Annotated in this window: 22 protein-coding genes; 10 read left to right on the top strand and 12 right to left on the bottom strand. The window is 45.3% G+C overall.

Features of this window, described 5'->3' with window-relative positions:
* Positions 1-497: 497 nt before the first annotated feature.
* From WD077_10235 to WD077_10210, 6 genes are all read right to left on the bottom strand, one after another.
* Positions 498-1,574, bottom strand: a complete 1,077-nt coding sequence (locus WD077_10235) for an LptF/LptG family permease (protein ID MEX0967608.1) — start codon at positions 1,572-1,574, stop codon at positions 498-500.
* On the bottom strand, positions 1,574-2,704 hold the full coding sequence (tgt, locus tag WD077_10230) for a tRNA guanosine(34) transglycosylase Tgt (protein MEX0967607.1): 1,131 nt from the start codon (positions 2,702-2,704) through the stop codon (positions 1,574-1,576). Before tgt ends, WD077_10235 begins: the two co-directional genes overlap by 1 nt.
* Before the next feature lie 104 nt (positions 2,705-2,808).
* Complete coding sequence (locus WD077_10225) at positions 2,809-4,200, bottom strand: phosphoglucomutase/phosphomannomutase family protein (protein MEX0967606.1); 1,392 nt, start codon at positions 4,198-4,200, stop codon at positions 2,809-2,811.
* Between the two features lie 95 nt (positions 4,201-4,295).
* On the bottom strand, positions 4,296-5,471 hold the full coding sequence (locus tag WD077_10220; GenBank protein MEX0967605.1) for an acyl-CoA dehydrogenase family protein: 1,176 nt from the start codon (positions 5,469-5,471) through the stop codon (positions 4,296-4,298).
* 192 nt (positions 5,472-5,663) lie between these two features.
* Entirely contained in the window at positions 5,664-5,879 is a 216-nt protein-coding gene (locus WD077_10215) for a DUF6435 family protein (GenBank protein MEX0967604.1), read from the bottom strand.
* Between the two features lie 104 nt (positions 5,880-5,983).
* Positions 5,984-6,955 (bottom strand): SIMPL domain-containing protein, encoded by a 972-nt coding sequence (locus WD077_10210; protein ID MEX0967603.1) that lies wholly within the window; start codon positions 6,953-6,955, stop codon positions 5,984-5,986.
* A gap of 325 nt (positions 6,956-7,280) precedes the next feature.
* Here WD077_10210 and WD077_10205 point away from each other — a divergent pair, with 325 nt between their 5' ends.
* Both WD077_10205 and WD077_10200 read left to right on the top strand, forming a co-directional pair.
* The gene (locus WD077_10205; GenBank protein ID MEX0967602.1) at positions 7,281-8,267 is read left to right on the top strand and encodes a hypothetical protein; all 987 of its coding nucleotides are present in this window, start codon (positions 7,281-7,283) and stop codon (positions 8,265-8,267) included.
* On the top strand, positions 8,264-8,869 hold the full coding sequence (locus WD077_10200) for a hypothetical protein (GenBank protein MEX0967601.1): 606 nt from the start codon (positions 8,264-8,266) through the stop codon (positions 8,867-8,869). Before WD077_10205 ends, WD077_10200 begins: the two co-directional genes overlap by 4 nt.
* 48 nt (positions 8,870-8,917) lie before the next feature.
* Here WD077_10200 and WD077_10195 read toward each other — a convergent pair whose 3' ends face one another.
* A complete protein-coding gene (locus tag WD077_10195) occupies positions 8,918-9,706 on the bottom strand; it encodes a hypothetical protein (protein MEX0967600.1) in 789 nt (262 codons plus the stop codon).
* Positions 9,707-9,720: 14 nt separating this feature from the next.
* The gene (locus WD077_10190) at positions 9,721-11,988 is read right to left on the bottom strand and encodes a M48 family metallopeptidase (GenBank protein MEX0967599.1); all 2,268 of its coding nucleotides are present in this window, start codon (positions 11,986-11,988) and stop codon (positions 9,721-9,723) included.
* A 166-nt stretch (positions 11,989-12,154) separates the two neighbouring features.
* On the opposite strand from WD077_10190, the gene kynU reads away from it, so the two are divergent.
* Positions 12,155-13,453: a kynureninase gene (gene kynU, locus WD077_10185; GenBank protein ID MEX0967598.1), complete on the top strand. Its 1,299-nt coding sequence runs from the start codon at positions 12,155-12,157 to the stop codon at positions 13,451-13,453.
* Positions 13,450-14,403 carry a Smr/MutS family protein gene (locus WD077_10180; GenBank protein MEX0967597.1) on the top strand — a complete coding sequence of 318 codons (954 nt, stop codon included), beginning with the start codon at positions 13,450-13,452 and terminating at the stop codon, positions 14,401-14,403. Before kynU ends, WD077_10180 begins: the two co-directional genes overlap by 4 nt.
* 82 nt (positions 14,404-14,485) lie before the next feature.
* On the opposite strand, the gene WD077_10175 is transcribed toward WD077_10180, so the two are convergent.
* Entirely contained in the window at positions 14,486-15,169 is a 684-nt protein-coding gene (locus WD077_10175; GenBank protein MEX0967596.1) for a DUF4412 domain-containing protein, read from the bottom strand.
* Positions 15,170-15,375: 206 nt separating this feature from the next.
* On the opposite strand from WD077_10175, the gene WD077_10170 reads away from it, so the two are divergent.
* From WD077_10170 to WD077_10160, 3 genes are read left to right on the top strand one after another with little or no spacing between them, the layout of a single operon-like run.
* Positions 15,376-17,154, top strand: a complete 1,779-nt coding sequence (locus WD077_10170) for an ATP-binding protein (protein MEX0967595.1) — start codon at positions 15,376-15,378, stop codon at positions 17,152-17,154.
* A 53-nt stretch (positions 17,155-17,207) separates the two neighbouring features.
* Entirely contained in the window at positions 17,208-17,789 is a 582-nt protein-coding gene (locus WD077_10165) for a DUF5606 domain-containing protein (GenBank protein MEX0967594.1), read from the top strand.
* 17 nt (positions 17,790-17,806) lie between these two features.
* Positions 17,807-19,555, top strand: coding sequence for a M3 family oligoendopeptidase (locus WD077_10160; protein ID MEX0967593.1), 1,749 nt, complete (start codon positions 17,807-17,809; stop codon positions 19,553-19,555).
* 42 nt (positions 19,556-19,597) lie between these two features.
* Here the strand turns inward: WD077_10160 and WD077_10155 are convergent, their stop codons facing one another.
* Positions 19,598-19,900, bottom strand: coding sequence for a DUF4286 family protein (locus WD077_10155; protein MEX0967592.1), 303 nt, complete (start codon positions 19,898-19,900; stop codon positions 19,598-19,600).
* Positions 19,901-20,168: 268 nt separating this feature from the next.
* Between WD077_10155 and WD077_10150 the strand changes: the two genes are divergently transcribed.
* Positions 20,169-20,498, top strand: a complete 330-nt coding sequence (locus WD077_10150; GenBank protein ID MEX0967591.1) for a 4a-hydroxytetrahydrobiopterin dehydratase — start codon at positions 20,169-20,171, stop codon at positions 20,496-20,498.
* Positions 20,499-20,557: 59 nt separating this feature from the next.
* Here WD077_10150 and WD077_10145 read toward each other — a convergent pair whose 3' ends face one another.
* Together WD077_10145 and WD077_10140 are read right to left on the bottom strand one after the other, a co-directional pair.
* Complete coding sequence (locus WD077_10145; GenBank protein ID MEX0967590.1) at positions 20,558-21,415, bottom strand: DUF4249 domain-containing protein; 858 nt, start codon at positions 21,413-21,415, stop codon at positions 20,558-20,560.
* A gap of 5 nt (positions 21,416-21,420) precedes the next feature.
* A complete protein-coding gene (locus WD077_10140) occupies positions 21,421-23,787 on the bottom strand; it encodes a TonB-dependent receptor (GenBank protein MEX0967589.1) in 2,367 nt (788 codons plus the stop codon).
* A gap of 244 nt (positions 23,788-24,031) precedes the next feature.
* Between WD077_10140 and WD077_10135 the strand changes: the two genes are divergently transcribed.
* Together WD077_10135 and metK are read left to right on the top strand one after the other, a co-directional pair.
* Entirely contained in the window at positions 24,032-24,739 is a 708-nt protein-coding gene (locus WD077_10135; GenBank protein ID MEX0967588.1) for a TIGR00730 family Rossman fold protein, read from the top strand.
* Positions 24,740-24,875: 136 nt separating this feature from the next.
* Positions 24,876-26,129, top strand: coding sequence for a methionine adenosyltransferase (metK, locus tag WD077_10130; protein MEX0967587.1), 1,254 nt, complete (start codon positions 24,876-24,878; stop codon positions 26,127-26,129).
* The last annotated feature ends 164 nt before the right edge of the window (positions 26,130-26,293 follow it).

Here is a 26,293-nt window from a genome sequence, read left to right as displayed (position 1 = left end):
AATAGACCTAAACTCTTTTGAAAAATCTCTCCAAGAAATAGGGGTCTAAGACACTAAGTAACACTAAGTTTTTAAAAAGGGTTTAGACACAAAGGCACAAAGCTTCACTAAGTTATTTAAAGAAATGAAAATTAGACACAAAGCTCTAAGGCAGAAATAACACTAAGTTTTTTGGTTCTACTGGTATTTTAATAAAGAAATGGAGGATGAACAGGTGCTATAGACTAGTAGACCTGACAAACGAAATGAAAATCCCCCTTGAGGGTCCGAAGGACTCCGGACTCTTGCGGAGGGGCAGGGGGTGTTCGAAACACAACTATAGCCCCCTGGATTATCCGTTGAACTGCTCCGATAGAATTTAGAAACAAAGGCTCGAAGGCGCTAAGTTTCACTGATTTTTATTTCGGTTTACTTTTTATAAAATCATTTTTTTAGTATTAATTTATAAGATATTTAATTATTAATATTAAATTAAAAAAAGAGTTTGCTGTTGCGATTTATTTTGGAGCTTTAAATAATAAAAACACTCCCAGAACGCCAAACATTGCATTCGGGATCCAGACGGCTATCCAGGCGGGGAAGCTGGTATTAACGGCAAAGGTGGAGGAGAACTGGAGTACCAGCAAATAGGAGAAAGCGATGAGCAAGCCGAATCCGAGGTGGGTGCCGATTCCACCCCTCAATTTGCGTGAAGATACCGCTACGGCAATGATCACGAGCACAAAAGTGGCGAAAGGCACCGATGTTCGTTTTTCCCGCTCCACAATATAAAGGTTGATCCTTTCCTCTCCGCGCATTCTTTCCAGATTAATGAATTCAGTGAGTTGCGTAGTGGTCATGGTGGGGATGGTGAGCGTTTTTCTGTCGAAATCACCTGGCGCTATTCCAATATCAATCAGCATGGTATCACCTGATGTAACGTCCTCTTCCAGCCCGTCAATGTTGCGAATTACCCAGTCATGCATCAGCCATTTCTGCTGCTTTCCCTCCCATTTAACCATCCGTGCGCTCACTTTTCTATTGAGCTCATTTCCTTCAAATTCCTCATACGTGAATTTATACCCCGTTGAATCCGGGTTGTCATAAGATTCGAGATACATGAAATTGCCGGGAGAAACCTGGCGGTGGATGTTTACCGCCCCATAATTATATGGATTGCTCAAGTAGGTAATTTCGAATTGTACCATAGCATCACTGGCTTTAGGGATTACCCAACCTTTAAGGTAATAGGAAATGCCTGTGAGCACCGTAGCAACAATAAGATAAGGTACCAGCAGCCGGTAAAAACTCACTCCGCTGGCCAGGATGCTCAGTATCTCAGAATTGAATGACATCCGCGAGGTGAAATAAACGGCAGAAATAAAGATCAGCAGCGGGCTGATGAGATCAATCAGGTACGGAATAAAGTTCAGGTAATAAACCGTAAAGATCTGAAGTACCGGGGCATCCTTTTCAATAAAGTCATCAATCTTTTCTGAAATATCGAAAATAACGGCAATGACTGCAAACATCAGCAACACAGCGAACAGCGTAGTAATAAAATTGCGGATAATGTACCAGTCGAGGATTTTCATCAGAGCCTTCTGCTCAGTTTTATTACCATTTCATCTTTCCATTTGACAAAGCTTCCTTCGAGGATCTGCAGTCGCGCTTCCCGAACAAGCCACAGGTAGAACACCAGATTGTGGAGGGATGCAATTTGTACGCCCAGGTATTCATTGCTGTAGACGAGGTGGCGCAAATAGGCTTTGGTATAATAGCGGTCCAGGAAACTCATAGGCGTGGAATTCAGCGGTGAGTGATCATTTTTCCACTTAGCATTGCGGATGTTGATTATGCCTTCTGCCGTGTAAAGGTGGCCGTGCCTTGCGTTGCGCGTAGGTATTACGCAGTCAAACATATCAATGCCCCGGTGTATGCACTCAAGAATATTGGCGGGAGTGCCCACACCCATCAGGTAGCGTGGCTTTTCTGCCGGAAGAATATCGCAGACAAATTCCGTCATATCGTACAATATCTCCTCAGGTTCGCCCACGGAGAGGCCACCAATGGCATTGCCAGGCAAACCACTGGCAGCTATATATTCAGCCGATTTTTTTCGCAAGTCTTTGTAAACACTGCCCTGCACAATGGGAAAAAGCACCTGTTCCCGTCCGTATTTAGGTTGTGTATCGTTGTACTGCGCTATGCAGCGGTCCAGCCAGCGGTGCGTCATGTGCATGGAGTTCTCAGCATATTTCCATTCGCATGGATAGGGTGTGCATTCATCAAATGCCATCATGATGTCTGCTCCGATGCTGCGCTGTATATCAATCACTCCCTCTGGTGAAAAGAAGTGCCGGGAACCATCAATGTAGGACTGAAACTCCGTTCCTTTTTCGGTAATTTTCCTGATGTTGGAAAGTGAATACACCTGGAACCCGCCACTGTCAGTAAGGATCAACCCGTTCCAGCCCATGAATTTGTGCAAGCCCCCTGCGCTTTCCAGCACATCAATTCCCGGTCGCAGGTAGAGGTGATAGGTATTTCCCAGAATAATGGGTGCTTTTACATCCTCCTCAAGCTCTCGCTGGTGTATGCCCTTTACTGTCCCCAGGGTTCCGACCGGCATAAAGATGGGCGTTTCCACCTGTCCCTGTGCAGTGGTGATTGTGCCTGCCCGGCCCCTGGAGCCGGGCGCGGTAGCCTTCAGAGAGAATTTCAATCTGCTGGAATATTTGGGGTTTGTAAAACTGAAATGTTATTGGAAAAGAAATATAATCATAAAGAAATCTGCTGTCTTTCCTGTTTCCGTAATCGCAGGGAGCATCAGCAAATAGCTTCTTTTGTTTCCTTTAAGATCTCACAGGCCTCTTCATGGGTAGGCGCTTCGGCATAAGTACGCAATACGGGTTCTGTGCCTGAAGGGCGGATCATCAGCCAGCGCTTCTCATCAAAAAAGAACTTGTAGCCATCTGTCTTTTCAATTCGTTCCACTTTATAGCGTCCAAAACTATTAAATGCATCCTGTTCACATTTCTGCATGATTTCCTGCTTCAGATGTTCATCTATGTGCAGGTCGCTGCGTTCCATAGCGAAAGGGCCTACAATACCGTGGATCTCTGAGATCAGTTCTTCCAGCTTTTTGCCCTCTTTGGCCATATACTCCCAGATCGTGAGGCCTATCCAGATGCCGTCCCGCTCAGGAATATGGCCTTTCACAGCGATTCCGCCCGATTCTTCACCACCCAGCAGAACGTCATTATCCACCATGTATTCGCAGATATATTTGAATCCCACCTTAGTTACTTTATTATCCAGCCCGTGAAGCTCGCAGAACCTTGCGATTTTGGTGGTGCAGCTAAAACTGTTGACCACCATTCCGGTCATTCCCTTTTTATTGTGCAGATAATTCAGCAGCATCAGGATAATGTGATGCGAGTCCACGAAGTTGCCCTGGCTGTCCAGCAGGCCAATGCGGTCTGCGTCTCCATCTGTAGCCAGGCCACAGGCAATATCGCCTTGTTTGCGGATGAGCCGGGAAATTTCTTCCAGATTACGCATGATCGGTTCCGGAGCCGTGCCCTGAAAGGATGGATTGAATTCGCAGTGAAGGCATATAGTATCCGGCAGCAGGCGCTTCAGCACGTTTTGCCCTGCACCAAACATTGCATCATAAGCCAGTTTCATCCCTGAGTTGCGGATAGCATCCAGGTCAAAGTTCTTACGTGCATGATTGCAATACATGGTTTCCATATCCACCATCACGATCTGTTCGCTGTCCACCAGATCTTCGAATGGATCTATGTGCCCTTCATAGATTTCCGGTATCAGGTTTTCCACTTCCTCTATCTGGGCCGGCAGCGCAGGGCCGCCATAGGAGCTCTTGATCTTGAACCCATTGTACATTGGAGGATTGTGGCTGGCTGTAATTACTACGCCTGCATCGGCATGCAATTCAGTGGCAGCCAATGAAACCATAGGCGTAGAAGCGAAATTATCAGACAAATGCACCTTGCAGCCTTCATGGGCTAAAACGCGTGCGGCTACCTTAGCAAATAATTCCCCGCTAAACCGGCAATCATATCCGAGCACAACAACCGGCTTCTCATGCGTCTTCTTCAGCCAATAAGCCGTTGCCGCTGAGACTCTTTTGAGATTTGCAACCGTATAGTCGTCTCCAATTATGGCTCTCCAGCCATCTGTTCCAAATTTTATCATTTTAATTTTAATATTTAATTCATTGTTTAAATTTCCTGGTAACTATTATTTAATGCAACAAATCATAATTAATAATTCATAACCCATAATTTCAATTAAAAAGCATTTATTCCCGTCACGTCCATTCCTGTAATCAAAAGATGAATATCATGCGTTCCCTCATAGGTTATTACTGATTCCAGGTTCATGCTGTGGCGCATAATGGAATATTCGCCCGTAATGCCCATTCCACCCAGGATTTGCCGGGCTTCTCTTGCAATAGTGATGGCAATCTGGACGCTGTTGCGTTTGGCCATTGAAATTTGTGCAGGTGTAGCTTTTCCGGAATTTTTCAAATTGCCCAGTCGCCAGGCCATGAGTTGCGCTTTGGTAATTTCTGTGATCATCTCCGCCAGTTTCTTCTGGGTCAGTTGAAAGCTCCCGATCGGTTTGTCGAATTGGATGCGCTCTTTGGCATAGCGCAGGGCCGTATCATAGCAATCGAGGGCTGCACCTATGGTGCCCCACGAAATTCCGTAGCGCGCAGAACTGAGGCAGGATAGCGGTCCCTTCAAACCCTGGACGTTCGGGAGGATGTTTTCCTTCGGTACTTTCACATTATCAAAAACCAGTTCACCGGTAATGGATGCCCGCAATGACCATTTATTGTGAATTTCGGGGGCGGTGAAACCTTTCATGCCTTTCTCCACGATGAGGCCCTGGATCTTTCCCTGTTCATTCTTCGCCCACACCACAGCAATATCAGCAATCGGGCTGTTGGTGATCCAAAGCTTGGAGCCGTTCAGCACTACATGGCTGCCTTTGTCTGTAAAGCTGCTTTTCATTCCTGCCGGATTGCTGCCAAAATCCGGTTCGGTGAGGCCGAAGCAGCCAATCATTTCACCGGTGGCCAGTTTCGGAAGGTATTTTTTTCGCTGTTCTTCACTGCCAAATTCGTAGATAGGAAACATGACGAGGGAGCTTTGGACGGATGCTGCTGAGCGGATGCCGCTGTCGCCCCGTTCCAGTTCCTGCATGATGATGCCATAGCTGATCTGGTCCAGGCCGCCTCCGCCATATTCCTGCGGAAGGTAGGGGCCGAAAGCTCCGATCTCTCCAAGACCTTTTACCAGATGACGCGGAAACTCCGCCTTTTGGGCATATTCCTCGATGATGGGCGATACATTTTTCTTCACCCAGTTCTGGATTGTATCGCGAATTAAAAGATGCTCCTCACTCAGCAGATCATCAATGTTATAATAATCGTGGTGCTGGTAATTGTCTTGTGCCATGAAAGCGGTTGATTTTTGAACTGCAAAAATAGGCAGCCGGGTGCCGGGGTGCAAGTGGCAATTGAGCAAGGAATTCCAGGACAGGACAAACCGCGATTTCAGAAAAAGTGCCCATTTCCGGGCATAAAAAAAGCGGAGCAATATTGCTCCGCTTTTCCCTCCAAAATTTCAGGGGTTTGCTGGTTGCCTGTGCTATCGGAGGGGATTCATTATTTCGGGGTATTGTGCATGCATTTGCTGTGCGTGGCGCTGGTTTTCTATTTCGCTGTAAAGTTTGTTGGCTTCGTACATGATCGCTGAGAAAGTGCTCACGTCTTCTGAGCTTTGATAATTTCTCGCTTCTTTCAGCTTTTGGTGATATTGTTTTTCTAAATCACTGAGCGAATCTTTTTTAAACAGGCTGAACATAGCTTGGTCTTTTTATGATGATACCTGTTTCAACGGAAGGGAAATAAGTATTGTTCAAAAAGGTGCATAAAAATACTGAAGTATATACACGTAGAAGCGACAGGCTACGGCAGCGGCCTGAAATCGCCATCAGGCGTAATGAGTAAAATCCGCTGTTCCGGCTTGGGCTGATGTATTTCAGGTGGCCGAAGCATAAATTTTATTTTGATTTCATAACTGTATTGCAGCCCAGGCTCCACGAATTCAGGATTAATGATGATATCAAAATCCTGGTAATCCAGTTTATTATAGTAGCGGGTTACAGGCCTCTTCATCAGCTTCACTCCATCCTCCACTTTCAGGTAAGCATCATGTCCGGAGGAATGTGCCTGGTATGACAGGTACCGGTCAAGAGGATAGGTGACTGCCGAGTTCTCTGCGATCACGCGATACACCGTGTCGAGGTCAACTCCAAGCCGTTTGAAATCTGCGAATTTCTTCAGAAGATAATCTATGGCCAGCTTCCGTATGGCAACCATGTTTTCCTGCGGATTTCCGGCAAAATATTCCACCTTCACCAGATCGTATATCTCCTGAGCCGCAGCGGCAGAAAGCAGCTTGTCCAGTATTTCAGCATCTTTATATCCAATGTGAATGTTCTTTTGCAACTCAAAACCTGCGGGAACTTCATTATAGGTTTTGCTGAACAGTTTCTTTTCCACCTCCATATCAAAGAGCGGAACCAGCGATATCATGTCAAGGTAAATATCTTCCGGAGGAATGCCCATTGCAATGGCAGCCTCACGAAATTTACTGTAGCGCGCATTCATTAGGCTATCTGCCGCTGCTGCAGATTCGCCATGCTGCCGCATTCCCAAGATGGCCAGATAGCTTTCTGCTTTTACATTCATCAGGGATTTTACGCTAAACTCCATTTCAGTATTGCTGCGGATAGTCGCAGTTGCACTTGCAGCGCTCCTTTGCATTCGATAAAGGTTCGATTCATTATAGATCACGTTTCCCATTACCTGGGCCTGTAAAAGTGTTGGGATCACTAAAACTCCTAAAACCGTTATGGCCAAAATACTTTTTTTCATTGCTTCATTATTTTAATAGTTAAAAGAAAAAACCTGAGGCCAAACGTAGGAGCAGCAGATGAACAGGGCAATGTAAAACCTTGTAAATGCCATTGTAAACTATTTTACAAATTACAAATGGCTTTTATTCAGAAACCAACTTTATGAAAGTCAACAGAAAAAATTAAATCTGCGTCAATTGCCTTTTTTAACCGGTTGGCTGCAGGAATTTCGCGGAAGTATTGGAGTGTAAATTGCGCACGCTAATATTATATCGTTTAATGAAATTGCCAGTCCGGGAAATCGTTATTTCCGGAAGGTAAAATGTAAAAGTGATTGCCGGTAAATGCCAGATTTAAGTTCCTGTTTTGAAGCGCTGAAAGAAGCCGTAGAACGGAGGTTTCGTGCATCGCATCCTGAATGCCGTCCGCTGGAGGAATGGACGGGCGCAGAGATACGTGATTTCCAGGACGACCTGCAAGAGCAGGCGCAGGGGCGCATTAGTGAGAAATGGTTTTACATGCACATTAAAGGAAGACAGGAAAAGCTGCCACGGATAGATATCCTGAACTTGCTGAGCCGCTATACCGGAGTGCGGGACTGGGAAACATTTTGCGCCATGCTTGCGGAAACCGAAACCGGGGACGGATCCCCTTTCACAAAGCCGGAGGGAGAAAGTCTGCGCAAGAGCTTATTGAACAGAAAGCAGGCAATCTGGACTATAGCCGCAGGAACGTTTATTCTCATCTGTGGTCTTGCCTATTCTGTATTGCAACCTGAAACCGTACGCTGCACCTTCTGCTTTGAGGATGCGACTTTCGGCACCCGCCTTCCGCCAGAAGGCGCTGAGGCGGAATTGCTGCACGTTGACGAATCGCCCGAGAGGCGGATGCTGAACGACAGCGGATGTGTATCATTCTCGACCAGAAGCCGCAAAGTGCGGTTCGTGATCCGCATACCGAATTACAAGCCGGATACGATCACGCGTACAGTAAGCAATGGGCAACCTGCCGAACGAATAAGCCTGAAAACGGACGACTACGCCCTGCTGATCCAGGTCATCAGTAAATCGCAAACGGAGGATTGGGAAAAGCGAAGGAAGCAACTGGAAAGAATGATAGCACCGGATGCGCAGATATTCCAGATAGACCCCGTGAATCAGCTTGGAATGGAGATGTACAACCGAAGTGATTTTATAAATAAACTGACCATGCCACTGGAGAGCCTGAAGGATATTGAAGTGCTTGAAACAATTTATGATAACGGGAAAATTGCCAAAATGAGGTTTGTTCAGAAAAAACGACTTGAAGCGCACGAAAAATTATTAAGATGAAAAATACAATTATTCTGATTTTGGGCCTGTTGACGGTTTTTTCTGTTGCCGCTCAAAATACTCCTGTAAACAATAATGAAGGGGCATACAATACGCTTTATTCAAATTTCACCACGACCACGCTTTCTGAGGCGGAGTTGAAGGTATTTAATACGCGGGCGCAGCAGAAAATACAGGATGTGCTGAATTATATTGCACTCATTAATAATCCTGAAATCGGGCGGCAGATACGCGAGCACGCCATTTGGCAGTGCGGCAATCTTTTCAGGGACAAGGCCATGATCCGCTCAGGAAATGATTCGGTTGACGTAGCGCAATTCCTGAAAAGCTACCTGAACGGGGAAAAGAGATGGGACAGCCTGAAGGTAATGGCTGTGAACATTCAGCAGCCGCTGCAACCCGGAATGGACAATGGCTATGAAGGGCGGATGCGTCTCACTTTTACAGAGAAAAGTTCGCAAAAGAAGTTGAAAAGCGCTTCGACCGAAAATGAAATTTGGGAAGTAAAGTTTTATTTATTAAAAGTTCCAAAGAAATTTGGTGATGAAACCTTTGAACTTTGGGAAATAATATTCGGATATATTGCGATCGCGGAAAATTAAGAATCCGAATTTGGTGTTTCGTCAATTCAACAAAAACTGGAGCTTTATTTAAATAGCCAGGAAGCCAACGCCTAATTTTAAATTAAATAAGTGCATGTGAAAAATCCTGTTACCGGTGGCATGTTTTAAATAGTTTTCAAATTCAATGGGAGTAAGGTTATAGAAAATATTAGCGCCCACCCAGGCGAATTGCATTCCGTACCGGAGTTCTATCCTGTCAAAGATTACGCGCATACCGCCACCCTCAAGAGCTAACCCGGGATAGAAGAATCTGGTATCCGGGAATTCCACCTCAATGTCCTGTTGTCCATTATTGGTATATGCTTCCGTTATGATGGGATTATCTATCAGCACATTTGTGGTCATGGCCATTAAACTGAATTTTAAATACCCTCCGATCGGAGCAATGAATTCCTGTACAGATTTTTTATAGAACAGTTCATAATTTTTTCCTTTTATACCAGCATATTCTTCGAGTCCGGTTACATCTGCCGAGTTTCTTCTGCTAAATGGTCTTTCTTCGTATTCAAATTCTTCATCCAGATAAACTGATGAAGTGTAAAAGTGAAATGCTGCTCCGATATTTTGTTTACGGGAAATGGTGTATTCCACTCCCACGCTGTGCCGGTAATTAAGCGCGAAAAGATTTGTATTTCTATCACCTTCATAAGTAAAAAGATTCGCACTTTGAAAATTGGCGTTGGGCCTGTTCATGGCTGATAGAACAAAACCCTCATAATAAACTCCCAGGGTAAGGCCCTGATAACCGGGCGCCTGCGAAAATGCAAAAAGTGTGGTGAAGCAAAAGAGAAAGGTGGCCGATAGCACTTTAGTCATAACAAAAACGTGGTTTAGTTTGATTTACTGATTTGATAAAAAGAATCGTAGACAAAAGAATTAACAAAGTCTCTGCGATCACTATTTTCAAAGTTCTGAGAATTAAAAAATACTACTTTACCGGTTTCAAGGTCAAAAAGCAGAGAATAATAATATGTATCATATTCGGGAATGAAGAGGCTGACAATGGCAGGCGGAAGTAAAAACCAATAAACTGTTCCGATTAAAAAATATCCTAATGGAAAAGACTTCTTATATCGGGTGCTCACTAATCCTGTCCAGAGGAAATAGCGGGTACCGTATTTATCAATAAGTTTTGCCGCCTGCTGATGACTGGAAACAATTGCGTTGTCCTGATCTTCATGCCCGAAACGCTCCCGGATCCATTCATTCAATACCGTATAATCATTAAACTTTTCTGTGTCATCCTCATCAAAAGTATTAGGATCAATAACTTCTATGTCAAGACCGGCCAGTGCTGCGTTCTTTGCATTTAGTTTAGAAAATTCCTGTTGATTAATTTCCGATTTAACAAACTGGACCGGGGTCTTTTTTCGTGCATCGGATTTGAGATAATAAGGATCCACGACTACAATTTTTTCAATTCCAAGTGAGGCGCCTTTTAATTCAAGTCTTTTCTTTTCTTTCCTGCTGGTTGTTTTTTTTATTTTGCGGCCCCATTTATCCGTTTTGGTTTCTACAGTGGTTTTTGAGCTAAGGTAACTCTCATATTTTCTGGTAAATTCCGGATCTTGCAGCAAATCCACAAATGCATACCGGGTAAAACTAAATTCGCCATCATTCTCATCCTGTTCCTTTAATTTTTGATTTAGTTTGATTTTCTCATATTTACTCAGTTTTAAATATTCTGTAGAATCAATGGCAAGTTCCTGCGCCAGCGTATCACTCAAGGTATCACTCAGTGCTTTTTCCGAAAAATGCCTAAGCGTAAGGTCAGTGTTGTAAACCAACGATTTCATCAGGCTGTCCGACAGGGAAGCGAAAACCGGGTTTTCAGGTAAAGTTTGTTTTTGGCTCCAGACATATCGCAATGCCATTACGTTCATTTCCTCATTAGTCAACTTTCGCAAAAAGTGATTTAACTGTTGCGAACTTCCCTGCATGTTTTCAGGATCCTCGATCAGCCTGTTGAATTCGTATTTAGAGCTGTGCCGGTACGTGGTGAGATTATAAAGAGCAGTAGCAATCACTTCCTTGAGGTATGAACTTTCAGGATAATCATACTGGAGCATAAATGCAGCATATATTGCATTTGAATAATCCCTGGATTGCAAATAGAGCCGGCATAATTCAAATCGGGCAAGATCGCGTACCTTTTTAAATTCTTCTTCAGAAACGAGGAATTCCTTTTTTTCTTCAGCAACTTCAGAGAATAATATTTCTCGTATGGCTTCTCTGCGCGTTCTTACGTTAGGATGCGTACTTCTGGAATCATCATAATCCTCTGCAACCTCAATTACATTGGTTTCTTCGAGAAAATAATCTTCAGGAAATTTCAAGTGATCGGATTCAAAATATGATTTGGGGAAAGGTACATCATCAAACGGAAGGAAAGAATATTGGAGTACATCGAATACGCCATAAACCGAATTGGGATCGTACAATGTGTTTTCAAGATATTCAAGCCCATGCTTGTCAGCTTCAAGTTCCAGCTCTTTTGAGTAATTGCTCTGTGCAATTATTCTGTCTTCAGGCGAAGTTTGTTTATACTGGCTCTTCCCCCGGCTGATGCGATCATATTCTATATAAGAATTGATAGCATGTCTTTTCTGAAAATGCACCAATTCGTGGGAAAGAATGTAAGCCAGTTGCGCTTCATTTTCTAATTGCGCAATTAAACCCAGGTTAATGAAAATGCTGCCGTTGTCATAGGCAAAAGCATTTACCACCGTGCTTTTTACTACGTATATCTGGATGCGCTCCTTATCAGCCAGATCGGGGTTGGCCTCGATGATGTGGTCAGCTACATTATTTATATAGCGCCCGACAGGATCATTATAAAGTACACGGCCGCTCAGCAGGAGTTGATCAATAAGATAATTATTTACAAGAACAAATTTTTCTTTTTCTTTCCTGATCTTTCTTTTCTCAGAGCGGTCAATTCGTTCTATATCATCAATTACTTTGCTCTCAGTAAGCGTTACAAAGCTTTCAGGTATGGTGCCTGACGATTCCAGTGGTTGGTATTGATCAAAGTCTTGTGCCCATATCTGTGGGGCTAAAAATATACTTGTTACAATACACCATATTAATTTTCGCATAGGGAAGTTCACGTTAGTAAATTGTTTCTATCTAAAGGATGACAAACATAATGATAAAATTTCTTTCAACTTTCTGAATTCAATAAAAGGCATGCTTTTGCCGTGTGCTGCTATGCCCTGGGGTCGGAACGCTTAACTTTGTCCATCAATAAAACGGAACATTGAAATGGCAGAAAACCACTTCAGGAATGATCTTGAATATGCTATGGAACAGGATGAGAAAGATCCGCTCAGGGAGTTTCGCAAAAAGTTCTATTTCCCGGTGGAAAAGAACGAAAAGGAAGAGAAAATTTATCTGAGTGGAAATTCTCTCGGCCTGCAACCCAAATCTGTGAAGCATCATGTGGATCAGGAGCTTGAGGACTGGGCACGGTTTGGTGTGGAAGGCCATGTGGAAGGGAAGAATCCCTGGGCCTATTATCACAACCGGTTCAATGCGCCCCTTGCAGAAATCCTGGGTTGCAAACCGGCTGAAGTAGCCGTAATGAATTCACTCACGGTAAACCTTCACTTGCTGATGGTTTCCTTTTACCGGCCTGCAAAAACCCGCTACAAAATAATCCTGGAGGCAGGCGCCTTTTCGTCTGATCAGTATGCGATTGAATCGCAGGTGCGTTATCACGGCCTGGAGCCTGCCGATGCGGTTCTTGAAGTGGCACCGCATCCTGGCGAATATTATATCCGGGAGGAAGACATTTTATCGGCTATCCGGGAAGCCGGAGACAGCCTTGCTCTGGTGATGCTGGGTGGCGTGAATTATTATACCGGCCAGCTTTTTAACATGGAAAAGATTACCACCGCAACGCATGGGGTGGGTGCGGTAGCCGGTTATGATCTTGCCCATGCTATTGGAAATGTGCCTTTACAGTTGCACAATTGGAATGCTGATTTTGCAACCTGGTGCAGTTACAAATACCTCAACTCCGGACCAGGAGGCGTAAGCGGTATTTATATTCACGAGCGCCATGGAAACGACTCAGCCGTTCCGCGATTTGCAGGATGGTGGGGCTACCGGGCCGATACAAGGTTTCAGATGAAGAAGGGTTTTGTGGCAGAGCCAGGTGCGGCAGGATGGCACCTCAGCAATGTGCCGATACTTTCAATGGCGGCTCACATGGCTTCGCTCGAAATTTTCGGAGATGCTGGGATGAGTGCTTTGCGCATTAAAAGCAAGCATTTAACGGGTTTCATGGAGTTCCTGCTGCATCCGGATAATAATCCCGGATTTGAAGGAATTTATAAAATTATCACCCCATCTGATCCGGAGGAACGCGGGGCACAGCTCAGCTTTCTCTTCAGGGAGCATGGCAAGGCGGTATTCGAAGAACTGCAGAGAAATCATGTGGTGGCCGACTGGCGAAACCCTGACGTGATACGAGTAGCACCTGCTCCGCTCTATAATTCCTACGAAGATGTATTCCGGTTTGCAGAAATTTTCCGAAAAGCACTGAAACAACAACAATGAGCAAATTTAAGCCTGGCGATAAAGTGCAGTTGCTGAACGAGAACCTGAAAGGCACTATAACCGGGCAGGCCGGAAGCAACCGCTGGATGGTGGAGATTGAGGACGGATTTGAGATCCCTCTGGAGGAAAGGGAACTGGTTTCAGCAGGAGGCGATGAGGCCGAAGTTAAAGCCACGGCCTCGCTGGAGGCCGGGGTTCAGCAAGCCGCAGGCATAAAAGAAGAGGAAGCGGTTCTTCTCATTTTCAGAAAAGGGGATAAAGAGAACGAACTGCGGGTTTACCTCGTGAATCAACTTCCTTGTGCCTTACTGTTTACCCTTCATTTTAATAAAGGAAATACAATGGAGGGATTTGCAAAGAGTGAGATTGGCCCCAACAGCCATTTACGGCTGGGCCTTCTCAATATGCAGAACTTTGATCTTTGGAGCCATATAGAGATGCACGGGCTGATATTCGCGCCATCTCCGGATTCTGATCTGCCGCTTTCGTTTCAGTATTCGCTGAATATGAATGCACGCAAATTCATCAAGTCGCTCTCCACCAAGAATCCGTTTAATGAAGAAGCGCATGTTTTTAAAGCATTTGGTGTTGAAAATGCAAAACCTGCAACGGAGGCCACCGAAGAGAGAAAAGTGCCAAAAATCAGGGTAGCCTTTACGCTGGAAGCCCCGTCTGACGTGGTGGACCTGCATATAGAAAAGCTGGTAGAAAACCCCCAACTCCTATCACCTGCCGAAATGCTGCAACAGCAAATGGCTTATTTTGACGCCTGCCTTGAGCGTGCTATTGCGCTCAATTATGAGAAGATCACTTTCATTCACGGTGCCGGACAGGGGATTTTGAAGAACAAAATACGGAGCGCCCTGGTGAAAGTAAAGGAGGTGAGAAAAATTCGTGATGCCAATCCGGAACTTTATGGCGGTGGCGCTACTGAGGTGATATTCGGGTAGCGCATTGTCTCAAAATAAAAAAGCCGCTATCTTCAGGTAAGTCCTTCAGAAGCAGCTTTTGTTCAATTATTTGCGCCAGAAATTACCTGCCGAGCATGTCGGGGCTTACCACCTGCTTGGTATAATCCTCAGGAATCTTGAAATCGCTTGCATTCAAGCTGGTCTTATTCACCTCCGAGGCCGTGAATATCATGGTCAATTGATTGCCGGCCATATCTATATGCGAAATTACCTTTAAGGGAAATCCATCAATTTCACCCGGAAGATTCATCTGAGTGCCTGACTGCATCATACTCTGGGGAACATCCACTTTCAGCTTGTCCGTCACCCATAAGTAGGATACTACATCCCCTTGCTCAGTCTTGGATACCACCTTATATTTCTGGCAATCGTATCCTGCAATATTCTCCGTTTCGTCCATTTTTGTTACTACCGGTTTTACCTCTTCATCTTCAGTGTCCTCCATTTTTATTTGCATCGCCATTTTTGACGCAGGTTGCAGAATATACATGGTCCTTTCTTTTCCCACCATTATTATGTCTCCGGCCATTGCCGCTGCCATGCCTCCTTCGGTTCTGATCTTCATGTTATCGTCCTTGATGAAGTAGGTCATTTTATTGGGCATCGCATCTTTGGTCTGCTGAATATTTTCTCCCTCGCCATCCACCGACAGGCTATATTCAATAGAACCTTCAAAATTTTGGGCAAACGCAAACGGTACGATAAAGAGTAATTGCAATAGGAAGAGTCCAAAATGCTTTTTCATTTTTTTAGAATTTAGATGTTGTGTTAAAGATTGCTAAAAGAGCTGTCAAAGTTATATTTTTCAAAAGCGATTATACCATTACGGGGAGCCTTGCGATTTGTTCATTGGCATACCGGTTTCGGTGAAAAATGAGCTGACCGAAAAAGAACACAACCAGGTGAGGGGTTACAAACGTTATTAGGAGTTTATTCCCATTTATACATTGTATGAACGCAAGCCTGCTGGATCTCAACTTTGACCTGTGGCAACCTATCCTGCTTTCGCTGATCCCCGCCCTGCTCAATCTCGGTATTTTTCTTTACATCCTGTTCAAGATGCCGCGAAACCAGGTTACCTACACATTTGCTATAATTGTGGCTTCCCTTTTTTGCTGGCAGCTCAGTATTTCCCTGATACGGATGAGCGACAACATTGAAACAGCGCGGATGTGGCTAGACCTGCTGTGGCTCTTTTCGGTTGCGGTGGCGCCTGCCGGGCTTCACTTTGCGCTGTATTTTACCGGCAGGCGAACCTCTGCCAACTCTCCCTGGGTTGTTTTTATTATCTATTTCCCGGCAATTTTTTTCGAGGTGTGCAGCAGAGCAGGCTTTATCGTCCGGGAGTTAAAACCGCATTCAGAATGGGGTTATGTGCTTGCACCGGCTGACAGTCTCCTGGGGTTTCTGGAACTGTGGTGGATTTCAGGATTGGGATTCGCTACATTCATCGTGCTTACCCTCTATGCCATGCGGGATAGCAATACTTTTAAACGAAGAGTACAGGCGCTGCTCATCGCTGTGGGTTTTGCCATTCCTACCATTCAGGGTACCATTACGCAGATCATCCTTCCTTACCTCTTTTTTACTTCTGAAATTCCCGTCACCTCTTCTTTCATGACGATTTTTTCCGTGACCACCGTGATTGCCCTCTCCCGCTACGAGATGTTCAACTTTTCCCCGGAATATGCAGCAGGGCAGATTATTGAGACGATGAACGATGCGATGTGCGTGGTAGATAAAGATAATATCATTTACTTTTTTAATAACCAGTTTCGGAAAATGACGGGTTATAAATCCAACGAATTGCTGGAAAGGGACTTTGGAGAATTACTGCACGAGAAGGATCGTGAGCAGCTCCTGAAGCGTATCCACGCCAACCGGCAGCAGGGAATTCTGGAGCAATACGAGATGAGGCTGCGAAAGAAGTCAGGAGGAGCAATATGGATATTGATGAGCGATTCACCGATTTTGGACAGGGATCAGTTGTGTATCGGATCTATTGCCCTGCTCACGGATTTCACCCGTCAGAAAAATGCCGAGGAGGATCTGAAAAAACGCAATGAAGATCTCAATACACTTATATATGCGGCATCTCACGATCTGAAAACGCCACTCCGGGGCATAGCTACGCTGGTAACATGGCTAAAGGAAGATTTGAATCCTGCTCCGGAAAGCGAGCGGGCACAGAACCTGGATTTGCTGCTGAGCCGCTCGGTCCGCCTGCACGACCTGATGGATGGCCTTATCGAATTTTCAGAAATCGGACTGGGACCGTTGCTAAAAAAGGAAGTGCATGTTGATGAACTAATAGAAGAAGCCTTAACGCATGTACAGATTCCCGAAGATGTGCAGGTAATTGTCAGGAAGCCTATGCCGGAATTATGTTGCGCTCCCGCATACCTCACACAGGTGTTTGTGCATCTCATAGCCAATGCAGCAGCGCATGGACATGCAAAAGGCCGAACCACTGAAATACACATTACCTGCAGAGATAATGGACCTTCCGTAGCCATTACGGTTGCTGACACCGGCAAAGGCATTGACGAAAAATATCATGCTAAAATATTTGAACTGTTTCAAACCCTGGAACCCTGGGACATGATGGAAACCCGTGGGGTAGGTTTGCCGGTGGTTAAAAAGATCGTGGAACTGCATGGCGGAGAGGTTTCTTTTGCTTCAACCAAAGGAAAGGGCGTTAACTTCACCTTTACAATTCCGAAATATTGACCCCGGCTGCTGCCCCCACGAACTATCTTCTAAATTTGCAAAAAAAAGTAAGAATGGATATATCAGAAATAGTTTCAATTTCCGGCAAACCCGGTCTTTATAAAGTGAAGGCAAAGAGCCCGCAGGGCCTTATTGTGGAGTCAATGGATGAAAAGCGCAAGAAGCTGCAGATCCATAACAATTTTCAGATCGCACTGCTGGAGGAGATCACCATTTTCAGCACTGAACCCGAAGATCTGACGCTTCGGGAGGTGTTCAGGAAAATACACAACAAAGATGGTATCAAGCCGTCTGTCTCACCCAAAGATGATGCTTCAGTATTGCGAAATTATTTCCTTGAAATTGCGCCTGAACACGACACCGAGAAAGTGTATCATTCCGACCTCAAGAAAATCCTGAAATGGTACGAGATATTGGTGGAACATGGCCGGATCAGCGAGGTAGAGGAAGATGAACCTGAAAAAGGTGATAAGGAAGCGGAATCAGGAGAAGCAAAACCGGAAAGCAAGCCTAAATTTAAGGAGGACAAGCCAAAACCCAAAAGCACTATAAAAGGTGATATAAAAGGGGTGAACAAAACTGCAACCAACAGGAGCGTAGCTAAACCGGTGAATAAAGCTTCAAAGAAAAAGTAGTATTTTTTGATATTTTAATGATGAACAAACAGGAAGTAACCCTTATTGAACCGCGGAAGAGGAAATACCTCTCCCAGGAATTTGTCCTTACAAATTGGAAAAGCCTGGAGCCGTTTTTTGAAGAATTGACAAACCGCACCATAGAAGGGGACAAAGAGCTGGAACAGTGGGTGCTGGACCGCAGTGAGTTGGAAGGATATCTGGAAGAGAACCTTGCCTGGCGGTACATCAATTATACCCGCAATACTGAGGACAAGCAGGCTAAGGAGGCTTACCTCTACTTTGTACAGGAAATACAGCCGCACATTATTCCTTTCTCCCATAAAATGGATGTGAAGCTTGTAGAATCCCCGTATCTGGAAAAGCTTGATCCCGCCCAATTCCACACCTATGTACGGGAGGTGAAAAACCAGATTTCACTGTACCGGGAAGAAAATATTCCTTTGCTCACGAGGCTCTCGGAAGAATCGCAGAAATACAGCGAGATCACCGGTAAAATGTCAGTAGAGATAAACGGGAAGGAGTATACAATGCCGCAGGCCGGAGCCCTTCTCAAGGAGCCTGACAGGAACCTGCGCAGGCAAGTGTATGAAAAGATGACTGAAAGGCGGCTGGCAGATAAAGCCACGCTCGATGAACTGATGAATGAGTTGCTGAAATTGCGCAATGAGGTGGCGACCAATGCCGGCTTCAGCAATTATCGCGACTACAAATTCAGGGAACTGGGCCGTTTTGATTACGATGCCGGGGATGTGTTCACATTTCATGATTCCATTCGTGAGGAGATCGTTCCTATTGTAGCGGAAATGGAGAAAACCAGGAAAGAGGCCATGAAGCTTGAGAAGCTGAAACCTTATGACCTGGATGTGGATCCGGAAGGGAAAGCCGCTTTGAAACCTTTTAAGGATGCGGATGAACTCGTAGCGAAAACAGTGGAATGTTTCAACAGGATTGATCCGTTTCTGGGCAACTGCATCGCCACCATGCGTGATATGGGCTACCTGGATCTTGAGAGCAGAAAAGGCAAAGCTCCCGGAGGATACAACTACCCACTTGATGAAATCGGTGTTCCTTTTATTTTTATGAATGCTGCCGGCACCCTGCGCGATCTTAAAGTTATGGTACATGAAGGCGGTCATGCAATTCACTCATTCCTGACCCGCGATTATGAATTGAACTTCCTGAAGCATGTGCCGTCAGAGGTGGCGGAGCTGGCATCCATGAGCATGGAACTCATCAGCATGGAGCATTGGGATTTGTTCTTTGATAATGAAGAAGACCTGATCCGGGCAAAGAAAGATCAACTGGAGAATGTGCTTGACATGTTGCCGTGGATTGCTATCGTGGATAAATTTCAGCACTGGCTGTACCTCAATCCCGCCAACACAGCAGAAGAGAGAAGCCGGGAATGGCTGGCCATCCTGAATGAGTTTTCTGCTCAAATGGTGGATTGGGAAGGATATGAAGAGTTGCGCAGGAATTTATGGCAGCGCCAGCTTCACATCTATGAGGTTCCCTTTTATTATATTGAATATGGAATGGCGCAACTTGGAGCCATCTCTGTCTGGAAGAATTTCAGAGAAAATCCTGAAAAGGGGTTGCGCCAATATCTTGAGGCGCTTAAACTTGGCTATTCCCGGCCGCTTCCTGAGATTTATGAAGCGGCAGGAATCCGTTTCGATTTTTCAAAATCCTATATCAAAGCCCTGGCGGATTTTGTCCGTGAAGAATTAGCAAAGCTTGGCGGAATCAGGGTTGACGAATAATCTGGCTACGTGCTGTTGCTCTTGTTCGTTTCCTGGCCAATGTTAAAGTTGTTTCATCAAAGTGCGGAATCCGATGGCGCTATCTCCATAGCGATCGCGGTGTTCCTGCTGTAGGGTGGGTGCATAATCCCGCTGGTATTCCTCGTAGTCCTCCATTGATTTTGCCACATATTGAATCGCATACGCCTGGTGACCAGCCTGCTTGTGTGTCAGCATCTCAAATATCCTGTGCTCGCGAAACCGGCCTGTAGCCATAACTGCAGGAATATGCTTTTCCTGCATCCACTTCAGCCAATCTTCCTTTATTTCATCCTCCACCTGTACGGTTACGTTGTAAATAATCATTGTTGCTTTTTTTATTTAGATTAACGGGACAAGCAGGCGTCTGACGCCTAAACGCGCCTAAGCTGGGTTGAGTTTCCAGATCTTTCATGAACTTTATTCAATTATTAAAGCATTTGTATCTTTTTAATAAAAGCTCAATTTTCACAATTTCAATGGATCAGGTGCTGATGCCACAGCAGCAATAGGCACCTGACAAAAATTTGAGGATTAAGAGACAGAAAAACTTTTTCTTCCATTTTTGTTGAGAAACTAATCAAAACAAATAACCATGGAACTTACAGAAAAGAAATGCGTGCCTTGCGAGGGGGGTGTTGAAAAGTTTACGCCTGATCAGATCAAAGAGTATAAAACTGAAATTGATCCACACTGGAAGGTTGAGGATAATTATAAGATCAGCCGGGTTTTCCTTTTCGATGATTTTGCCCAAGCTATGGCGTTTGCCAATAAGGTAGGAGACCTTGCAGAGGAGGAGGGCCATCATCCTGACCTGCATATTTCATGGGGCCGTGCAGAAGTGGAACTTTACACCCATGCTATTGGCGGCCTCTCGGAGAATGATTTTATTATGGCGGCCAAAATTGATGAACTCGCCCTCTAAAGGGAGAAGTTATCTGCAATGTGATGGCCGGGCAATCATGGCCTGCTCCGTTCAGTTTGTTATTCCGGGACTACCACCGTGTAATAAAGGGCGCCATAGCCTCCCCATATACCCAGACCGCCCACAATGTTGCCGTTGATACGCGTAATGTTGCCAAAAGGATTTCCGGAGTTGCTTACCTGAAATTCAAGACCTTGCCAAAAGTCAAAATGCGGGCGGTCAATTGAAGCCCATTTCAGCACAATGCTGTCTCCACGGGAGAAGTAGGGATAAACGACCCAGTTTACACTATTGGTGCGGTCCAGGCCCCGGTCAATCGGCACTGGAACGGTCATTCCGTTTATTAATACATCTTCATAAACCGAATTGAACGCTGGCCAGAAGTTCCTGCCGTTACGGCTGGTAAAGTACCGCACCTGGTCATTCGTCTCCGGAGGATCGGAATACTGCGCCATAAGCCGGACCAGTGTGTCAGCTTCGGGTTCAGGATGCGGCTCATACCATACTGAATCCAATGGCAACAAATGTGGGATCGTGGTGGTGGCGGTAAGGGTTTTCCCTTCGGCTTCTATGGTCAGCGTATAGGTCCTTCCGGATTCGCCAGTCATATCAAAAGTGGTATAAACGGAAACCTGAAGGCCCGCAGAGTCTATCGTGATTTCCTGCAATTCTACCGTGCGGGAGCCGTCATTCACGGTGATCTTTGCGCCATGCACAAAAAATTCTTCTACATCTGAAAGGCTGATGGGTTCGAATATCTCTGAACTCCTGGTCAGGATGAGGTAGGGCGGCCGGTCGTTTTCTATATGTCCTTCAACCACCAGTTGCTCCTCCGCTTCGGGCAGATCAAGTTCTATTTCCTGCTCACAGCCATAGAAAAAGAGGATTGCAAAAAGCATTAAATAATACTTATTCATTTCCATTAAAATTTAAAATTCCAGCTTATGGATGGAATGATGGGGAATAATGAGATCTGCTTGGGTGTAACCTTAGCGTCTCCACGGAAAAGATTGCCGTCATAGTCCAGATAGATAATGTAGGGGTTTTTCCGGTTATATACATTGTATATGCTGAAAACCCAGTCGCTCCGGAATTTCTTATCCTTTTTGCCGTGGAGGGTAGCCGATATATCTGCACGATGGTAAGGCTTGAGCCTTGCGGAATTAATTTCACCATAGTTCAGTGCAAGCTGTGAATTGATGAAATAATAGCTCTCCGGAAGGGTGAATGCAATGCCTGACCCGTAAACAAAAGTGCCGGAAACAGTCCACCGGTCATGCAGTTCATAAATTGCCACTACAGAAAGATCATGTCTGCGGTCATATCGTGCAGGAAATTCTTTGCCCTGATTCAGGTCTTTGAACGTACGAAAAGTGCGGCTCCAGGTGTAACCGATCCAGCCGTTCAGCCTGCCGGTCCGTTTCTTCAGAAAAAGCTCAACACCATAAGATTCACCATCCCCGAACACGAAATCCTTTTCAATTTCGGAACTCAGTTCAGGAATATAATACTGGTTAAATTCGATTTGGTTCTGCAAGTCCTTGTAATATACTTCCACAGAAGTCTCATACTTATTTTTAGCTAAATTCCGGAAATACCCCAGGGCGTATTGTATTCCTCTTTGCGGTTCCACCACGCGGCTGCTGGGCACCCAAATATCGGTGGGCAATGTGCTTCCCGAATTGGTTACTAAGTGGATGTATTGATTGGTAACAGCTACAGAAGCTTTGAGCGATGATTGCTCATTAATCTGGAAACGGGAACTGGCACGGGGCTCCAGACCGAAATAATCCTGCACAGGCTCACCTTTGTCAAATGAAACGGAATCTGCGGAGGCAGAAGGTTTATAAACATACGGTCCCATTTGACGAAAGAATGATCCCCGCAACCCAAAATTGAATCGCCACCGCTCCTTCCAGTCAAATTCATCCTGGATGTAAATGGCTGCTTCGTGGGCAAATTTGTTCCGCAGGTCGTCAGGGTCAATTTGGACGTCATCGGCTTGCAGGCTCAGCGCACCGGGAGTAAAGCGGTGATAGGTATAGTTGGCGCCAAACTTCAGGTTATGATTATTGCCGGGAAAGAAATAGAAATCCGTGGCTGCATTATAATCTCTGATGCCACTGAAAAGAGAAAACCGCAAGTCCTCCTGTCCTGCGCCCACTTCAAATTGATAATCGTTGTAAATGGCATAAGCATTCATAAAAAGCTTATCGCTGAAGAGGTGGTTCCAGCGCAAGGTTGTGGTGGCATTTCCCCAGGGAATATTCAGATTGAAATCGCTGTCGTCAGAATTATAAGTAAAGACATCCCGCCCAAAATATCCGCTGAGATAAATCCGGTCTTTATCGCTGAAACGGTAGCTGGCTTTCGCATTGAAATCATAGAAATAATATCCGCTTCCCTCGGCTCCCGTTCCTGCCACGAATGGCTTCATCAGCACATCAATATAAGTTCTGCGCCCCGAAAGCATCAGCGAACTCTTGTCTTTGACCAGCGGGCCTTCCAGCGTAAGTTTTGAAGAAATAAGTCCGATTCCACCTTTGCCGTGCCATTCCTTTTCGTTGCCGTCTTTCATTGAAATATCCAGTACGGATGAAAGCCGGCCTCCGAATTCTGCAGGCATTCCTCCTTTTATGAGCGAAGTATTTTTAATGGCATCTGAATTAAAAATGGAGAAAAAGCCAAACAAATGACCAGAGTTATAAACCACGGCTTCATCCAGGAGAATGAGGTTTTGGTCCGGACCGCCACCGCGCACGTAGAAACCGGCATTTCCTTCACCAGCGCTTTGGATGCCGGGCAGAAGTTGCAAGGTCTTCAGGATGTCTGCTTCGCCAAATAGCACTGGTATGTTTTCCACTTCCGAAGGTTTCAGGTCGAACTTGCCCATTTCAGATCCTGTCACATTCCCATCCTCTCGCTTGTCCGTTATCACTACCTCTTTCAAGACCTGGCTTGTTTGCACGGATAAATTGAGCCGGGTGTTTTCCTGAAGCGATAGCTGCTGCACTTCCGAAGTGCTTTGTACATAGCTGGCTATTACTGTATAATTGCCTTCCGGAATGGTCATGCTATAAAAACCATATTCATTGGTAATGGCATAAGGAGGAGAGGCCGTTTCAGGATCATCTGCCGGTTTGGCCACTACGTATGCACCAATCAAGGTTTCGCCAGAGGAGGCATCCTTAACGTAGCCGCTCAGCGTGAATTTAGGTGTTTCCTGCTGGGAAAAGATCATCACCGGGCACAGCAATGCCAGGAACAGGGAAAGGGAAGTATATTTCATGGATAAGGATCTGCAAAGGGTTTTGCCGGATGTTTTTGGAAAGCGCCCGGCAGTGGCAAATTTCAGGCAAACTAACGCATTGAGCCACGTTGTGTTTTTACCGGTTCCTGAATATGCTTTTACAGTCTCCTAAGCGCCTGAGTACGGGAAAATAATTTACCTTTGACAGCACCTAACTCTGCCCGGCACGTCTGCGGCAGAGTTTTATTTTTTAGTATAAAAATATTTTCCGGTAGGATATAAGATGATGAGTGACGACAAAATACGGAAGGCATTTGAAGACAAGCACTGGAGTGATGTAAAGGCCGAATCTTCCTGGCAGATCTTTAAAATAATGAGCGAGTTTGTAACCGCATTTGAGAAACTGAATAAAACCGGTCCATGCGTTTCAATATTCGGTTCAGCGCGCACTAAGGCGGGAAGTAAATATTATGAACTTACGGTAGAGATCGCCAAGCGGCTGACGGAAGAGGGATATGGAATTATCACCGGTGGCGGCCCCGGCATCATGGAGGCCGCTAACAAAGGTGCGATGATGAGCGAAGGCAAGTCAGTAGGGCTCAACATTGACCTCCCTTTTGAGCAGTCGGCCAACGAGTACATTGATCCGGATAAGCTCATAAACTTCGATTATTTCTTTGTGAGAAAAGTGATGTTCGTGAAATATGCCCAGGGCTTCATTGTGCTGCCGGGCGGTTTCGGAACGATGGATGAGCTTTTCGAGGCCCTTACACTTATCCAAACGCAGAAGATCGGCCGTTTCCCGATCGTAGTGGTGGGAAGCGAATTCTGGAATGGCCTGTTCGATTGGGTCCGTGATGTAATGCACACCAAATCCATGAACGTGAGTCCGCAAGATCTGGAATTGGTACAAGTGGTGGATACCGCAGATGAAGCCGTTAAAGTGATCACAGATTTCTATTCCAAGTATATCCTTTCGCCAAATTTTTAATGAAGGCAGCAACGCCATTATTTTCAGATAACTTCATCTTTTAAAAATCAATCTAAATTCGCGGCTCATTTTCAAACCGGTTTCAATTCCAATTACGGGAATAGGGCCGGGTCATTCTTTAAAATTTAAAACATACATGCCATATCTTTTTACCTCTGAATCGGTTTCTGAAGGACATCCTGACAAAGTAGCCGATCAGATTTCAGATGCACTTCTCGATAATTTCCTGGCTCAGGATCCCGAATCAAAGGTGGCCTGCGAAACGCTGGTTACAACCGGACTGGCCGTATTAAGCGGAGAAGTGAGAACTACTGCCTACGTTGACGTTCAGACCGTAGCGCGCGAAGTGATCAAAAAAATCGGCTACAACAAAGCTGAATACATGTTTGATTCCGGCTCATGCGGAGTGATTTCAGCTATTCACGAGCAGTCTCCTGACATTTATCAGGGCGTGGAACGCGGCTCTGATGATGAACAAGGCGCAGGAGACCAGGGGATGATGTTTGGATATGCAACCAGCGAAACTGACGATTATATGCCACTGGCGCTGGACCTCAGCCATCGCATCCTGCAGGAACTTGCCGCTATCAGACGGGAAGAAAAGGAAATGACCTATCTCCGTCCCGATTCTAAATCGCAGGTTACTATTGAGTATGATGACAATAACAGGCCGGTAAGGATCGTAGCCATCGTGGTTTCCACTCAGCATGATGATTTTGCAGAGGAAAAGGAAATGTTGCAAAAAATAAAGGATGATGTGAAAAATATCCTCATCCCCCGCGTAATGAGAGCCCTGTCTGAGGATAATCAAAAGCTTTTTACCGATAAGATCAAATACCATGTAAATCCTACCGGGAAATTTGTGGTGGGCGGCCCGCATGGCGATACCGGTCTCACCGGCCGGAAGATCATTGTGGATACTTATGGCGGTAAAGGAGCTCACGGTGGTGGCGCATTTTCCGGCAAGGATCCTTCAAAAGTGGATCGCTCTGCAGCGTATGCTACCCGGCATATTGCCAAAAATATGGTAGCAGCCGGCATTGCTGATGAAATGCTGGTGCAGGTTTCCTACGCAATTGGCGTGGCTGAGCCAATGGGCCTGTACGTAAATACTTACGGAAGCGCGAAAGTTGACATGTCAGACGGAGCCATTGCCAAAATTGTGGAGGGGCTATTCGATATGCGGCCCGCGAGCATTATCAAGCGCCTCAAACTCAAAGAGCCGATCTATTCTGAAACAGCAGCTTACGGCCACATGGGCCGGAAGCCAGAAAAGAAAACGGTGAGTTTCCGCATCAATGGGAAATTCGTTGATAAAGAGGTAGAGACCTTTACCTGGGAAAAACTGGATTATTTAGATAAGATCAAAAAAGCATTTAATCTTTCCTGATCATATCTTCCAGGAAATTTCACCCATTATTGTTTTCCTTATTTTTTGTTTTAAGATTTAATAATTAAAACGAATTGAAGAAAGGGAATTCAATAATGGGTGTTTTGTTTTAAACCCTAACCTGGAATTCAGTTACGTATTATACGATTTGGATACCAAGTTTG

This window comes from Bacteroidia bacterium (assembly GCA_040880525.1).
Classification (GTDB): Bacteria; Bacteroidota; Bacteroidia; order CAILMK01; family JBBDIG01; genus JBBDIG01.
The sequence above is the reverse complement of the archived record's forward strand: the minus strand, read 5'-3'. Positions and strand labels throughout refer to the sequence as shown.